We start from the raw sequence: 12,279 nt of genomic DNA, 5'->3' as shown, positions 1-12,279 counted from the left end.
TTTCTGTCCGACTCAGCCGTCTGATCTTATTTCATTGTCATACCGCTCTGCTCCGGGGATTCCCGGCGATGCAGGTCGTTCTCCGGTACCAACTGCTCAACCTGCGTCATGATATTCTTCAGTTCCCGATCCTGCCCAATGGAAAGAGACTCGTCCTGCTCCCTGGTGAAGAGCAAGGCATGGTAGATCTCGGCGAGCTGCTCCGGCGCAAAAAGGGCGTCTTTTTGAACCAGCCCGCTCCGTGCGGCGAAGTCCCGCTTCGCCTCCTCGTAATGCTCATAGAAATAGTTCCCGGTGTGGACGCCCTCTCGATTCCAATCCCATTCCCAAGTAATGAAGCGGACGCCATAGCTGGTGGGATGCCCCGCCAGAACGATGCCGTTGAAATCCGCCAGGACACGGTAGTCGCCCTCCAGATCTCTTGCCTTGAGCTGCGGCGCACGTTCCATCATCTCCATGTACTCAGAAGTCGTTTTTGCGATGTCGATCACGTTTTGCAGCTCTGCCTGTGCGCCATTGGCATCCACATTCTGCTGACGGTACAGGATACTGCCTTTGCCGGAGATGCGGCACAGGTAGCTGCCGTTCCAATTGGCAGGAAGGTGGTGGTCTTCAATTCGTCCAGTCTCGAAGCCAGCTCGCTTCAAACTGATGGCCATTTCCTCGAGGTAGCGGAGCTGCGCCATATCGTTTTGCTTATCCATATCAAAATCCTCCTGTAAAAAAATAAGCCGGAGCAAACCTGATTGCTCCGGCTGGTAAACGTATGATGGGCAATAGCGCCCTTTTTGAATCTGGAATTGAAAAAGGGCGCCTCTTTGATGGCTTTGACTTAACCAACAAACAGACGCCCGAAACTTCGTATATAATTTTGAGGGAAGCTTGCCCTGTTTTCCTCTTTGAAAAAGGCCGCTTTTGCCGCACACGGCAGGAAAAGGGAAGTTCAGATCCGTCCAGTTACTTAAATTGCTCGAAAATATCCATTCTCCGCAACTCAAAAATTTGAAAAAAAGAAGGCCGCAACCTCCTGGAACTCTAAGCTTTGCGCTTAAAATATCCAGATTGTTGCGACCTTATGGAGCTGCTGGGCGGATTCGAACCGCCGACCTCATCCTTACCAACTGCTCAAAAGCCCCGAAAGTACTGCTTTCCAGTGCTTTCGGGGCCTTTTTGTTCCAGAAATGCGTGGTCTTTGGAGCTTTCCGCTCCACTGTTTCCATCCGCTCGTTTTCCCGTGTGGGTCACGGTGTGGGTCAAACCGTTTTCAGGATACAAACGAGGGGCGCACCTCTGACAGCGGCAGGCCAAGCCGCTGCGCCTTGTCTCGTTCGTAGGTAACTCGAGTCACCTCTTCAACAAATGTTTTCTCCTTTGGCGTGGCACTTGCCCAGCGCACGCCATACTTCCGGCACAGGTGGAAGAAAATTTCATAAAAGCGTTCCTCCTCCAGATCCTTGCGGCAATACCACGCCGCATCCGATGCCGGCCTTTTGTTCGCATCCATACAGGGCACCTCCTCGCAAAATACTAAACAAGATAGGTAAAGAATATCCGTTTGGCCGCTTCATCCGCGATCAAATACCTCGGCGCAGAGGACTGGAAGGCTGGAAGCTGAATCGCTCCAAAATCCTTTTCATAGTGTCTCGCAAGGCTCGTTGTTTTTGCTTCAAGCACCACATCGCCGGTTAAGCCGTTGTCAATGGACAACTTAATTCCATAGGCAATCATCAGTCGCCCGATCCCAGTATACTTCGGATTCCCCTCATCGAGCGTGGGATTTGACCCCGGCTGTGTCTCCATGTACACAATATGGATGACCAGCGCGCTTTCAAGTATCTCATAGGCTGCCAGAGCGATCAATTCATCGCCGACTTTGGCCGCGTATTTTTCAAGCCTTGGATCACCCAAATACTCACTCGTCCATGAGGTCTGCCACAGTGGATGCGCATTTGTCAGCTCAGCATCCTTCTGAGTCATCCGCTCGATCATCACGGGGACTTGTTGATTCGACCCATCATAAACAAACGGTTGAAAGCGCACATTTCTCACCTCTTTTTTAGTATACATACTGTCGTTTCACAAATTTTAGCAATTCTCTGTTCATCACTGCATTTTATGCAATCTGAACTCCTTCTTTCAGAATCGCATCGTAAAAAGCCGCCCCCGCATTGATCTCGCACGCATCGTACACATCGACCTGCTTACCCGTTATGCAGTGCAGTTCTTCTGCAATGCAAAGCACATCTGTGGGGTCAAACTGACCTCCGCCTATGATCATCAAATCAATGTCAGACGAGCTATCGGCTTCCTGTCTGGCATATGAGCCAAACAAGATTGCTTTTTCCGCCCGATACTTCTTTAACAGCGGGAGTACAATATCCGCCAGTTCACTTTTGGAATAGATATGTTCGGACATCGTTTTCCCTCCTTAAACCTGAAATATATATTTTCTCCCTCAGTGCATCTCAGAAATATACAACCATTACCCGGCTCAAATTTTGAGGCACACTAAACAAAGAGTACATCCTCTACTCAAAGCGTCTCCCTTACCCGTTTCATGTAGTGATCGGAAAGTTCAAACATCAGGCAGCCTTCCACAATACGTCCTCCTCTGTTTCCATATCCGTCATCTCTTCTGCCGTTTTCAGTATACCAAATAAGAACGAGGTTTACAACCGAAATAACGCTCCATATCTGTGCAAAAGCAGGGGATACCCCTGCTTTTGCTTTTAATATGCTTTTTCAAAAGATGTCCGCCTGTTTCGAAGGGAAAACATTGCACGAAATTTTTGAAAACCATATTGCCGCTCCTTGATGATAGGCGGACTGGCTGCTGATCGAACTGCGTTCCATATTATACAGAATGTGGCAACATATTTAAAGCTAACCGTATAACGGTTTACCCATTCACGCATAGCGCAAACGGGTAAACCGTTATTGAGAAAGGCGGAAACAGCACGCAAACGCACGCGTTGTCCCCGCCCACCTCGATGGCACAATCCTCCTGCTCCTATCTCTAACCTTTACCAAGCTTACCTATGGCCATTTTCAAAGAATTCATTCGCACGTTGATTGCAGACATCCATAGCCTCCGAAGGTAGCTCTATATCTACATCATCAATATCATCAGGGAATTTTTCTCGGATTGAATTTTTATAATTCTCTCCGTCTTCTGGCTCCCAGTATTCCTTTACACTGTATGTACCATCCTCAATTTCAAATGTAATAGCGCACGGCATGCTACTTGCCCCTGTAAGGTCTGCTTCTCCATCCTCATATTGATATTGAGCATAAAGAGCAAGCAAGTATACTTCAACAGTGTTTTCTGAAGAAACAACTTTGATTACCTCATGATACTCTGTAGTAAATGTCTGCCTATCGCCATCCCTAAAGACATCCTTATTATGAGAGAGTATGGCATCCGAAATCGCCTGTTCCAGCAACTCATTCGTGTTTGTGTCAACCTGTTCATCTCTCACATCTGGATCTATTTGCCCATTATCTTTCCTCTGTTGCTCCGTGCATCCACTGAGTACCAACAAGCACACCACCAAGACTGCGCCAACAGATATGTACTTTTTCATACACAATCCCCCCTGGTTCGGCTATCAGTAATTCTTAATCACATAGAATGTATATGTCGAGTTCAATTCTGTATTAGTAAACGCAGCATCCTTCCTATTTGTATTATGCGCTGTGTAGCAGACATCTACCGTGTTATTAATAGGAATCGGATGCACTCCAGGACGCTACTGTTTTTCCTTCAGAAACGAGTGTCAACGTGGCCTTCACTTTGTCATCAGTGTTGGAGCCTTTGCAGGTAGCGGAACAAATAGCTGTCGTTCCGTCAAAGCTGAGAGAAATCGTGTCTTTCACAGCAAATGTATCCACTGCCTGTGCGCCCATAGTCAACATCATCACGGCCATAAGTATTAGTGCTAAAATGCGTTTACCCATGTAAATCACCCCCTCTCACACCTAGGTAGCAGGATTTTTGCTTCTACCCGATAGATGCAAAAGGGGGTTGATTTCTTACATAAATTTAGAACTTTCGTCTATTTCGTCATTTCAGACAAGCTGACGCTCTCCGCCATGTGCAACATGTCATCCTGCTCCATGGCCGCATTAATTGTAAAGTGAAGGTTCTGGTCTGTATCGATCCACGAAAGTGTACTGTCTGCTTCTGAATCTTCGGAACAGAAAAACAATCCTTCATGCCCGTTCACCGTAACAGCCACAGTAGCTGCTCCATCAGTTTCAATGCTGGTCATAGCGTCATCAGTCATGTAAATATAGTCAAAGAGAATGATTTCTCCATTCGCATTTTCATATCTGCGCTGCACATAATTAGGCCATTCGACACGTTTGCTGATATTTTCCTCATAGCCCTTCGGCAAGGCAGTAATCTCATATTCCGGCATCGATTCCGGCAGGGGAGCCTCTTGTGTGTAGCGATAGCTGACGTATGTTTCATACCATTCTGTAATCCACTGAAGCACTGCTGCTCTTACGGTTGGACTAACAGCCATAACACTTCCAAAGCTGATCGTGACCACAAGCAGAATAACCGCCGCCCGCTGCCCAACTTTTTTCCATACAGGCTTACTTCTATCCTTTGCCCAGCGCAATGGATCTTTGAGCATTGCCCCAATCTGGCGCTGATGTTTTAGTGACGGCTCAAAGGGGATTCTGTCTTTGCAGTCTTCTTCATCCAACGCAATAGCATCTAATAAGATTTCTCGCATCAAACTATCCAATTCCCTATCTGTCATGGATGTATCCCCTCCCTTCCAGCGATTTCACGAAGCATTGCTCGACCACGGGTGATGCGCACATTAACCGCATTTTCTGTAAGGCCCATGCTCTTAGCAATTTCTTTTCCGCTGTAGCCCAGAATCATTTTCATTTCCAACACGGATCGGTAGGTCTCCGGTAACTGAGCAAAGAGCCGAACGACTTCTTTATAACTCATCGCTTCCTCAACACCGGCCGCAGGATTCCCTTCCAACTCTTCCATCAGAACGGTTTTTTTCTTTTTGCGCAAAATTGCAAGTGCTTCGTTCTTCACTATAGAGATGCACCAGAAGATACGTTTCTTACAAGGAATCTCCAAAAGGGCATCAAAATTCCGAATAATTTGTAAAAAAGCATTTTGCACGGCGTCCTCTGCATCGTGCGAATCTTTCAATATCCGAAGAGCCGTTTGTTCCATTCTATCGTGATTCTGCTCATAAATCTCTGTAAATAAAGCACGGTCTTCATCACTTTCTAATGCAGCTAAAAGAAACGTCAGCAAAATCATCGTCACCCCGCACATTTAAGTATAAAACTTATAATTCTATACTTATAGAAAATTGTCAAGCGCTTTCTGCAAAACTTAAAGTATCTCATGCTTTTTACCTGGCTTTCCAACTCGCCTTCTTCCGCCCACACCGCAGACCTTTTACTGACAGGAAACCGATAAAGCATACAAAAAGGGGAGGCCCAGCCGTAAGGCCGGGCACTCCCTTTTTCATTGCAAATTGCCTATCCCGCACTCAACCACGCCAGAGCATCCTCCAGTGGAAGGGTCGTGACCTTTTGTGCGGCACGCCTTGAAAATTTCAAAGGCTGGCCGTCTTGTGCATATGCTCTCCGGGATCATCGCGGACAGCTTTCAGTTCAGTGAGGAGGACCTGCGCCGACGCCGTGCGGAGAGCGTCCGAAATGTGAAGCAGACCAATGGCCGCACCTCGTTTGAAAAACGGGTGCGGGAATCCTGGGAGGACGATGACGGATGGCAAGGCTGATCGTCAAAAGTCCGTACATCAAGTGCAACGGCAAAAACTCGGCAGGCGGCTATATGAGATACATCGCCACCCGTGAGCGGGTAGAACTGATCCGGGATGACCGCCCTCCCACTCGAAAACAGGAACAGCTCATCGCAAAACTGGTGAAGGATTTTCCTGCGGCAAGGGAGATGGATGAGTATGCTGACTACCAGGAGCATCCCACCAAGGCTAACGCTTCGACATTCATCTCTCAAGCGTTGGAGGAAAACTGGAGTGATGTTCAGAAATTAGATGGTTACATGAAGTATATCGCAACACGGCCCAGAGCGGAGCGGCTCGGCTCTCATGGGCTCTTCGGTGACAAAGATGGTGTGGAACTGGACAAAGCCATGGCGGAGCTGGAAAACTACACGGGAAATGTGTGGACGCACATCATTTCCCTGAAGCGGGAGGATGCGGAGCGACTGGGCTACGACAATGCCAGGGCGTGGAGAAATCTTCTCCGCGCCCACCGCAACGACATCGCCGCCGCTATGAGCATCCCGCCCCAGGACTTCCGCTGGTACGCCGCCTTCCATGACGAAGGCGGCCATCCCCATGTGCATATGATGGCATGGTCTGCAAAACCCGGTCAGGCATACCTGTCTCAGGACGGCATCCGGCAAATCAAATCCAAACTCACCAACGACATCTTCCAACAGGAGATGCTCCATCTCTACGAACAGAAAACGGTCTCCCGTGACCAGCTGGTACGGGAAGCGCGGCAAGCCATGCGGGAGTTGGTCCAGCAGATGCGAAACAGGATCTGCGACCACCCGGAGGCGGAGCGGCTCATGCAGGAGCTGGCCCTCCAACTGGAAACGGTCAAGGGGAAGAAGTCCTACGGCTACCTTCCCAAGGCGCAAAAGGCGCTGGTGGATGAGATCGTGGACCAGATGGAGCAGCTTCCGACCGTGGCTCAGTGCTATGAAAAGTGGTGGGAGCTGCAAAGTCAGGTGGAGGATTTCTATTCCGAGAAGGAGCGGCACCGCCCGCCGCTGTCTCAGCAAAAGGAGTTCCGTCAGATCAAGAACGCGGTCATCCAGGAGGCGGAGACGATCCGGCTGGGGGAAATTACCTTCGAGGATGATACCCTGGACCAGAGGGATGAGACAGAGAAGGATGAAAATGTGTCCTGGGATTTCTGGATGCTACGGACGGACATTCAGGATGAATACTCATCACTGGCAGAGCGGGATGACGCCGTGGAGAATATGCGGGAGCTGGCAGAGGCAGGCGATGTTCATGCGCAGTATTTCATGGGAAAGCTGTATCGAGACGGCCCGCTGCTGCCGCCGGACTGGGTGAAGGCCCGGTACTGGTTTGACAAGGCGGCGAAGCAGGGATACGCGGCAGCCAAGTATGCTCTGGGAAATCTGTTGCTCTCTGATGATGCTAGCGTCCACGATTCCGAGCTTGGCATCCAGTGGCTGGAGCACGCCGCCTACAATGGAAACTACTATGCATCCTACCGTCTGGGCAAGGAATATCTGAAGGGCAAGGTAGTAAGAAAGGATACCCGCAAGGCCATGGATCACATCTACACCTCCGCCCAGGCCGGGAATCCTCATGCGCAATATCTGTTGGGGAAACTGCTGCTCCAGGGAAAGGTAGTCGAGCGGGACAAAGAGGAGGGTATCCAATGGCTGACCCTGGCGGCAGAGCAGGGGCACAGCTACGCGCAATGCCTTCTGGAAAGGCAAATCGCTTCGACAGCGCCGGAGGTATTCCTTGCGGTGACGAGGCTGCTCCATCACATGGCAAATATCTTTCAGGATAACTCCCTGCCGCAGAGCGGCACGGGACTCATCCATGCCGACCGTAAACTTCGTGAACAACTGCGAGAGAAGCGCCTCGCCCATGGCCACAAGGAGAATGATCACGAAGAACAGCAATACGGCGGCTGGAATATGACCATGAGGTAATGCATTGCAGAATGGACAGCACAGCATCTCCCGGCATAGCGAAAGCACTCCGCCGATGATTCGGCGGAGTGCGGATAAATCACAGCATGAAAAAGCCGAGGCCCTTGCGCTTTGGAGCATCGCTGTCGATCAGTTCCATAGACCGTGTCCAGGTCTTCACCGTCTGCTCTTCGAAGAATTCGGTCAGCAGATCCAAGTCCTCCTGCTCGTCATAAGCCTGCAAAGCATCGTAGTAGGCGCGACGGTCTTCCTCGTAGATGATCATGGGCGGATAGTCATTGATCATCAGCCAGTAGTTCAGCAGCGTCCGGCCAACACGCCCGTTGCGACGTCATCGATAATGAGACTCTGGGCAGGCCGATGAATGGGGCGCATCGGAGCGAGTGGTCAATGGTTTGTAAGACGTCGGTTTATTCGGTCCCTTTTTGCTGGTCCAGCAGGGCTGCCGCTGCCCGGCGGGCCTCCGGTTGGTAGTGGCTTTCCGCGATGCGGCGCAGTTCCACCTCGGAGTAATCTGCGAACTTTCGCAGATACCGTTCCTCCGGTGTGCAGGCCAGCTTCTGAAACTCCACCTCTGGCAAGTACAGCTTCAACTCATGACAGTGGTCACAGACGAACATTTCTATCTCCAGTGAGCCGTTGGCATAGACCGTGGGACCCATCCGAAGTTCCCGCAGGCCCAGGGAACGCATTGTTCCCCCGCAGAGACATTTCTTTTCTTCCATGAAGGCATCTCCGTCATTGTGATGGATTAATTATAACACAGGATTCCGCGAGACAGGAAAAATCTTTTGTGGATTAAAAAGGTTTTTCTTCTGATATACCGCATGGGCTAACTGCAGCTCCTGCGGGCACTCCCCTCCACCAGATGGTGGGGAAATAAATCAACAAGACGAAGGATAACAAATAAAAGGCCCTTCCGCCAGGAAGGGAGAAAGGATAGTACATGAAAAAAGTAACGTTCAAATCCTACGAGGAACTTCCGATGATGCTCTCGGTCCTGGAGATGGCGGCAGCCCTGGGCATCTCCCGTGCCGGAGATTACGAACTGGTTCGGACTGAGGGCTTCCCCGCACTGAAGATCGGCACCCGCATTGTGATCCCCAAGGACAAACTCAAGGAATGGGTGGATCAGAATGTTGGGGGAAAGTGATGGTTTTGCGTCTGCCGTTGAACGCTGAAACTCTCGCCCGGAGGTAATGCCTACGTTTTATCACAGACCACTTTCGCAAAATCATATAGCTTTTGTCCTCTGGTTGTGGTATTGCTTTGTGTTACAAAACAGAGAGGAGCATCAGCATGAAGCATGATAAGAGAAACATCACGGCCATGGTGATGGGCATGGTTATCGGCGCAGCCCTAGTGAGCGAAGCCGCAGCGGGAATCGTGGCAGAACCTATGTGGCAAAAAATCTATGTGGATGGACAACAGGTCTATATGACGGCCTGCAACATTGCGGGGAACAATTTCGTGCGGCTCAGGGACATCGGTCAGCAGGTAGGCTTCAACGTATACTGGTCTGACGGCGTACAGATCGACACGGATGCACCGTATACCGGAGTTGCCCCGGTGCGGGAAGCCAGCTCTCAGCCGACAGATATGGAGATTCGGGAGGAAATGATTCTGTGTATCAACGAGGTGCGCAGAAAGTATGATGTCCCGGAACTGACGGTCGATCAGGCGCTCATGGATGCGGCACAGGAATGCTCCGCCTGCCTGTACACCCGCCATAATAACCGGGTAGAATGCGAAACCGTGGCGGCGTCTGGTTATTCCCACGGCTTCGGTTCCAATCTGACGGTGTTCACCGTCACAGACCCGGAAAAAATTCCCGAAAAGGCTGTGGCGAATTGGGAGAACTCCCCCAGCCACCTGGCGACGATGATCGACCCGAATTGCGATACCGTCGGCATCGGCGTTACCATCGATAACGGCAGAGCCTTCTGCTACATGTTCGTAGGGAATCCGACCACGTGTAATCCCTACGCATGAGTGTGGCGATAATCCCAAATGAGCCGCATCCGAATCCGGATGCGGCTCACTCTGTCGGTAGCGCAAGTTCATGCGCCACCTCAAAATTTGCGTCGCAAAACAAAGAAAGAAAGCCTGTCCGCAATTGATAACTTTCTGAAAATTGTAGTCAGTTGGGGATGGCTATTCCGCAAAGGTTGCGGTATTGTGTGTCGCTGACAGGAGGTGGCACACAATGCATGATTATATGAAAGCCCTCTACCACAGGTTCGAGGCTCCATCCAGAAGGGTGGAAAATCTGGATAGGAAAATCAAGAGAACGCACAATCAGCTCACCCGCTTACTGGATAAACCAGGGCGGAAACTGCTCCTGCGGATAGCGGACATGGAAGATGAACTGCGGGAGGAAGCCTGCCTGAACAGCTTCATGTCCGGCTACCGTCTGGCCCAGGGCATCCAACAGGAGCTGCTGGCAGACCAGCCTCCATATAGCTTCGAGGCTGAAGACGAGCGGCAGGCTTGTGAAAGTTGGGAAAGGAGAGATACGGAATAATGGCAAAAAAACGCGCCAACGGCGAAGGCAATATTCGTAAGCGTAAAGATGGCCGGTGGGAGGCCCGCTACACGGCAGGACACGACCCTAAAACCGGCAAGCGGATCATCAAAAACGTGCTGGGCAAAACGCAAGCTGAGGTCCGTGAAAAGCTGAAACGCGCTTTGGAAGAAACAAACGGTATGGATGTTGCCCGTGCCGATGACTTCACAGTGGCTACCTGGCTCAAAACTTGGTATGACCTCTATGCCAAGCCCAATGTGCGGGTAGCCACAGCGGACCGCTACGATTTGATGATCAACACCTATACGATCCCCCGCATCGGAAACATCAAGCTGACCAAGCTGACTTCCCGTGACCTCCAAAAGCTCTACAAGGACCTGATGGAAAATGGCCGGGAGCGGAAACCCAAAACCGGCGCTCAGGGATTGAGCAGTACCACGGTGCGGAGCGTCCATCTCATGCTCCACTGCGCCTTTGAGCGAGCAGTCAAGGAACGGCTCATCCCCCGTAATCCAACGGATGATTGTATCGCTCCCAAGGTTCGGAAATTCGAGATGAAAATTCTGGAGCCTGAACATATGAAAGCATACCTCGACGCTGCCGACGTCAGAGGGCTCCTGCCCATGTTCTATCTGGAGCTGGTCAGTGGCCTGCGCAAGGGAGAGCTGGTAGCACTGCTATGGTCCGACCTGGATATTAAAAACCGCACCATCTCGGTCAGCAAGCAGTACATCAAGAATCCAAACGGAGAACTCACCCTATCCCGCCCCAAGACGGAGACTTCCGTCCGAAAAGTCTCCATCCCTCAGATGGCAGTTGACCTACTGATTCAGGAGCACGAAAAGCACCCGGGAAATCCCTATATGTTCCCCTCTCCTATCACTGGCGAAATGTACTACCCGGATTCCGTGGTCAACCTTCACAAGAAGATTCTAAAGGATGCCGGGCTGGGACACATCAGATTTCACGACCTCCGCCATACCTTTGCAACCCTGGCACTGCAAAACGGCGTGGATATCAAGACGGTATCCAGTATGTTGGGCCACTACGACGCCGGATTCACCCTCCGCACCTACACCCACGCCACCAGACAGAAGCAGGACGAAGCAGCGGAAACCATGGGCAACTTCATGGAGCAGGTCATGTGAGCACAAAAGAGCAAAAAATACAGGGCAGGAAGGCGGAACTTCCTGCCCTGTGCTTTCTAAACCTTTCCACACATTTCTACGTGTGGGTCACGGTGTGGGTCAGGCGGTTGACCCACATTTTGACCCACACCGTTTCGGCCGAAAAAGTAAGAAAAATCCCCGAAATCGCATGATTTCGGGGATTTTCTGGAGCTGCTGGGCGGATTCGAACCGCCGACCTCATCCTTACCAAGGATGCGCTCTACCGACTGAGCTACAGCAGCATAAAATGGCGACCCGGAACGGGCTCGAACCGTCGACCTCTAGCGTGACAGGCTAGCGTTCTAACCAACTGAACTACCGGGCCATTTATGGCTCGCTACCGGATTATTATATCACATACAACCGAGGTTGTAAAGACTTTTATGGCAGGGGCAGAAGGATTCGAACCCTCGGCACGCGGTTTTGGAGACCGCTGCTCTACCAGCTGAGCTATACCCCTATCTCGCGTGAGGTTTCCCCTTGGCGATCGACCATACTGGTGGGCCTTCGGGGACTCGAACCCGGGACCGGCCGGTTATGAGCCGGCTGCTCTAACCAACTGAGCTAAAGGCCCGTGTCGGCGTTTTAAGAGAAGTGTTGCCGCCACGCCGAGTGGCGGCAACCTCTTGGCTCCCCCAGTTGGACTCGAACCAACGACACCGCGGTTAACAGCCGCGTGCTCTACCGACTGAGCTATGGAGGAATATCCAAAACTCTGATGAAACCATCAGAGTTTTGTGTTGGCGCTACCTATCTTCCCGGGCCGTCACCAGCCAAGTATTGTGGGCAGAAACGAGCTTAACTACCGTGTTCGGAATGGGAACGGGTGGACCCTCGTCCTAATCAGC

The 12,279-nt window shown here is 51.1% G+C and carries 16 protein-coding genes, 5 tRNA genes and 1 rRNA gene; 6 read left to right on the top strand and 16 right to left on the bottom strand.

Annotated features, from left to right (window positions below):
• Positions 1-26 precede the first annotated feature (26 nt).
• From ACTQ4R_RS07615 to ACTQ4R_RS07580, 8 genes are all read right to left on the bottom strand, one after another.
• Complete coding sequence (locus ACTQ4R_RS07615) at positions 27-704, bottom strand: hypothetical protein (protein ID WP_441627380.1); 678 nt, start codon at positions 702-704, stop codon at positions 27-29.
• Between the two features lie 560 nt (positions 705-1,264).
• Positions 1,265-1,504, bottom strand: a complete 240-nt coding sequence (locus ACTQ4R_RS07610) for a hypothetical protein (RefSeq protein WP_302643255.1) — start codon at positions 1,502-1,504, stop codon at positions 1,265-1,267.
• 23 nt (positions 1,505-1,527) lie between these two features.
• Complete coding sequence (locus ACTQ4R_RS07605; protein ID WP_302643253.1) at positions 1,528-2,067, bottom strand: hypothetical protein; 540 nt, start codon at positions 2,065-2,067, stop codon at positions 1,528-1,530.
• Between the two features lie 46 nt (positions 2,068-2,113).
• Complete coding sequence (locus ACTQ4R_RS07600) at positions 2,114-2,416, bottom strand: nucleotidyltransferase family protein (protein WP_302643251.1); 303 nt, start codon at positions 2,414-2,416, stop codon at positions 2,114-2,116.
• 616 nt (positions 2,417-3,032) lie between these two features.
• Positions 3,033-3,584: a hypothetical protein gene (locus ACTQ4R_RS07595; RefSeq protein ID WP_302643250.1), complete on the bottom strand. Its 552-nt coding sequence runs from the start codon at positions 3,582-3,584 to the stop codon at positions 3,033-3,035.
• A gap of 136 nt (positions 3,585-3,720) precedes the next feature.
• Positions 3,721-3,957 (bottom strand): hypothetical protein, encoded by a 237-nt coding sequence (locus tag ACTQ4R_RS07590; protein WP_441627377.1) that lies wholly within the window; start codon positions 3,955-3,957, stop codon positions 3,721-3,723.
• A gap of 98 nt (positions 3,958-4,055) precedes the next feature.
• Positions 4,056-4,772 (bottom strand): DUF4367 domain-containing protein, encoded by a 717-nt coding sequence (locus ACTQ4R_RS07585; protein ID WP_302643246.1) that lies wholly within the window; start codon positions 4,770-4,772, stop codon positions 4,056-4,058.
• Complete coding sequence (locus tag ACTQ4R_RS07580) at positions 4,769-5,302, bottom strand: RNA polymerase sigma factor (RefSeq protein ID WP_302643244.1); 534 nt, start codon at positions 5,300-5,302, stop codon at positions 4,769-4,771. Before ACTQ4R_RS07580 ends, ACTQ4R_RS07585 begins: the two co-directional genes overlap by 4 nt.
• 325 nt (positions 5,303-5,627) lie before the next feature.
• Between ACTQ4R_RS07580 and ACTQ4R_RS07575 the strand changes: the two genes are divergently transcribed.
• Complete coding sequence (locus tag ACTQ4R_RS07575) at positions 5,628-5,789, top strand: hypothetical protein (RefSeq protein ID WP_441627375.1); 162 nt, start codon at positions 5,628-5,630, stop codon at positions 5,787-5,789.
• Entirely contained in the window at positions 5,777-7,735 is a 1,959-nt protein-coding gene (gene mobP3 / locus ACTQ4R_RS07570; RefSeq protein WP_441627373.1) for a MobP3 family relaxase, read from the top strand. Before ACTQ4R_RS07575 ends, mobP3 begins: the two co-directional genes overlap by 13 nt.
• A gap of 79 nt (positions 7,736-7,814) precedes the next feature.
• On the opposite strand, the gene ACTQ4R_RS07565 is transcribed toward mobP3, so the two are convergent.
• Both ACTQ4R_RS07565 and ACTQ4R_RS07560 read right to left on the bottom strand, forming a co-directional pair.
• Positions 7,815-8,000, bottom strand: a complete 186-nt coding sequence (locus ACTQ4R_RS07565) for a hypothetical protein (protein WP_441627371.1) — start codon at positions 7,998-8,000, stop codon at positions 7,815-7,817.
• Positions 8,001-8,145: 145 nt separating this feature from the next.
• Positions 8,146-8,460: a hypothetical protein gene (locus ACTQ4R_RS07560; RefSeq protein WP_441627369.1), complete on the bottom strand. Its 315-nt coding sequence runs from the start codon at positions 8,458-8,460 to the stop codon at positions 8,146-8,148.
• Positions 8,461-8,681: 221 nt separating this feature from the next.
• Here ACTQ4R_RS07560 and ACTQ4R_RS07555 point away from each other — a divergent pair, with 221 nt between their 5' ends.
• The 4 genes from ACTQ4R_RS07555 to ACTQ4R_RS07540 all read left to right on the top strand — a co-directional run bounded on the left by ACTQ4R_RS07555 (position 8,682) and on the right by ACTQ4R_RS07540 (position 11,410).
• Positions 8,682-8,888: a helix-turn-helix domain-containing protein gene (locus ACTQ4R_RS07555; protein ID WP_441627367.1), complete on the top strand. Its 207-nt coding sequence runs from the start codon at positions 8,682-8,684 to the stop codon at positions 8,886-8,888.
• 146 nt (positions 8,889-9,034) lie between these two features.
• A complete protein-coding gene (locus ACTQ4R_RS07550) occupies positions 9,035-9,727 on the top strand; it encodes a CAP domain-containing protein (protein ID WP_441627365.1) in 693 nt (230 codons plus the stop codon).
• 214 nt (positions 9,728-9,941) lie between these two features.
• A complete protein-coding gene (locus ACTQ4R_RS07545; protein WP_441627363.1) occupies positions 9,942-10,259 on the top strand; it encodes a DUF6809 family protein in 318 nt (105 codons plus the stop codon).
• On the top strand, positions 10,259-11,410 hold the full coding sequence (locus tag ACTQ4R_RS07540) for a tyrosine-type recombinase/integrase (protein ID WP_441627361.1): 1,152 nt from the start codon (positions 10,259-10,261) through the stop codon (positions 11,408-11,410). The genes ACTQ4R_RS07545 and ACTQ4R_RS07540 overlap by 1 nt, the downstream gene beginning before the upstream one ends.
• Positions 11,411-11,597: 187 nt before the next feature.
• Here the strand turns inward: ACTQ4R_RS07540 and ACTQ4R_RS07535 are convergent.
• The 6 genes from ACTQ4R_RS07535 to rrf form a co-directional block, all read right to left on the bottom strand.
• Positions 11,598-11,673, bottom strand: a tRNA-Thr gene (locus ACTQ4R_RS07535).
• A 6-nt stretch (positions 11,674-11,679) separates the two neighbouring features.
• Positions 11,680-11,756: transfer RNA gene (locus ACTQ4R_RS07530), tRNA-Asp, on the bottom strand.
• Positions 11,757-11,815: 59 nt separating this feature from the next.
• Positions 11,816-11,891: transfer RNA gene (locus ACTQ4R_RS07525), tRNA-Trp, on the bottom strand.
• 37 nt (positions 11,892-11,928) lie between these two features.
• Positions 11,929-12,005 (bottom strand) — tRNA-Ile (locus tag ACTQ4R_RS07520).
• Between the two features lie 53 nt (positions 12,006-12,058).
• Positions 12,059-12,134 (bottom strand) — tRNA-Asn (locus tag ACTQ4R_RS07515).
• Between the two features lie 35 nt (positions 12,135-12,169).
• A 5S ribosomal RNA gene (gene rrf, locus ACTQ4R_RS07510) occupies positions 12,170-12,279 on the bottom strand; the annotation flags it as partial.

It is taken from the genome of Dysosmobacter sp. Sow4_B12 (assembly GCF_052116665.1).
In the GTDB taxonomy this organism is placed as follows: Bacteria; Bacillota; Clostridia; order Oscillospirales; family Oscillospiraceae; genus Oscillibacter.
Note: the sequence above shows the minus strand (reverse complement) of the source record. Positions and strands in the feature narration are given on the sequence as shown.

What these genes read in the sequence shown, in the direction of transcription:
- ACTQ4R_RS07615 (WP_441627380.1), bottom strand. Translation starts at nt 704, where the DNA reads ATGGATAAGCAAAACGATATGGCGCAGCTCCGCTACCTCGAGGAAATG.
- ACTQ4R_RS07610 (WP_302643255.1), bottom strand. Translation starts at nt 1,504, where the DNA reads ATGGATGCGAACAAAAGGCCGGCATCGGATGCGGCGTGGTATTGCCGC.
- ACTQ4R_RS07605 (WP_302643253.1), bottom strand. Translation starts at nt 2,067, where the DNA reads ATGTATACTAAAAAAGAGGTGAGAAATGTGCGCTTTCAACCGTTTGTT.
- ACTQ4R_RS07600 (WP_302643251.1), bottom strand. Translation starts at nt 2,416, where the DNA reads ATGTCCGAACATATCTATTCCAAAAGTGAACTGGCGGATATTGTACTC.
- ACTQ4R_RS07595 (WP_302643250.1), bottom strand. Translation starts at nt 3,584, where the DNA reads ATGAAAAAGTACATATCTGTTGGCGCAGTCTTGGTGGTGTGCTTGTTG.
- ACTQ4R_RS07590 (WP_441627377.1), bottom strand. Translation starts at nt 3,957, where the DNA reads ATGGGTAAACGCATTTTAGCACTAATACTTATGGCCGTGATGATGTTG.
- ACTQ4R_RS07585 (WP_302643246.1), bottom strand. Translation starts at nt 4,772, where the DNA reads ATGACAGATAGGGAATTGGATAGTTTGATGCGAGAAATCTTATTAGAT.
- ACTQ4R_RS07580 (WP_302643244.1), bottom strand. Translation starts at nt 5,302, where the DNA reads ATGATTTTGCTGACGTTTCTTTTAGCTGCATTAGAAAGTGATGAAGAC.
- ACTQ4R_RS07575 (WP_441627375.1), top strand. Translation starts at nt 5,628, where the DNA reads ATGCTCTCCGGGATCATCGCGGACAGCTTTCAGTTCAGTGAGGAGGAC.
- mobP3 (WP_441627373.1), top strand. Translation starts at nt 5,777, where the DNA reads ATGGCAAGGCTGATCGTCAAAAGTCCGTACATCAAGTGCAACGGCAAA.
- ACTQ4R_RS07565 (WP_441627371.1), bottom strand. Translation starts at nt 8,000, where the DNA reads ATGATCATCTACGAGGAAGACCGTCGCGCCTACTACGATGCTTTGCAG.
- ACTQ4R_RS07560 (WP_441627369.1), bottom strand. Translation starts at nt 8,460, where the DNA reads ATGGAAGAAAAGAAATGTCTCTGCGGGGGAACAATGCGTTCCCTGGGC.
- ACTQ4R_RS07555 (WP_441627367.1), top strand. Translation starts at nt 8,682, where the DNA reads ATGAAAAAAGTAACGTTCAAATCCTACGAGGAACTTCCGATGATGCTC.
- ACTQ4R_RS07550 (WP_441627365.1), top strand. Translation starts at nt 9,035, where the DNA reads ATGAAGCATGATAAGAGAAACATCACGGCCATGGTGATGGGCATGGTT.
- ACTQ4R_RS07545 (WP_441627363.1), top strand. Translation starts at nt 9,942, where the DNA reads ATGCATGATTATATGAAAGCCCTCTACCACAGGTTCGAGGCTCCATCC.
- ACTQ4R_RS07540 (WP_441627361.1), top strand. Translation starts at nt 10,259, where the DNA reads ATGGCAAAAAAACGCGCCAACGGCGAAGGCAATATTCGTAAGCGTAAA.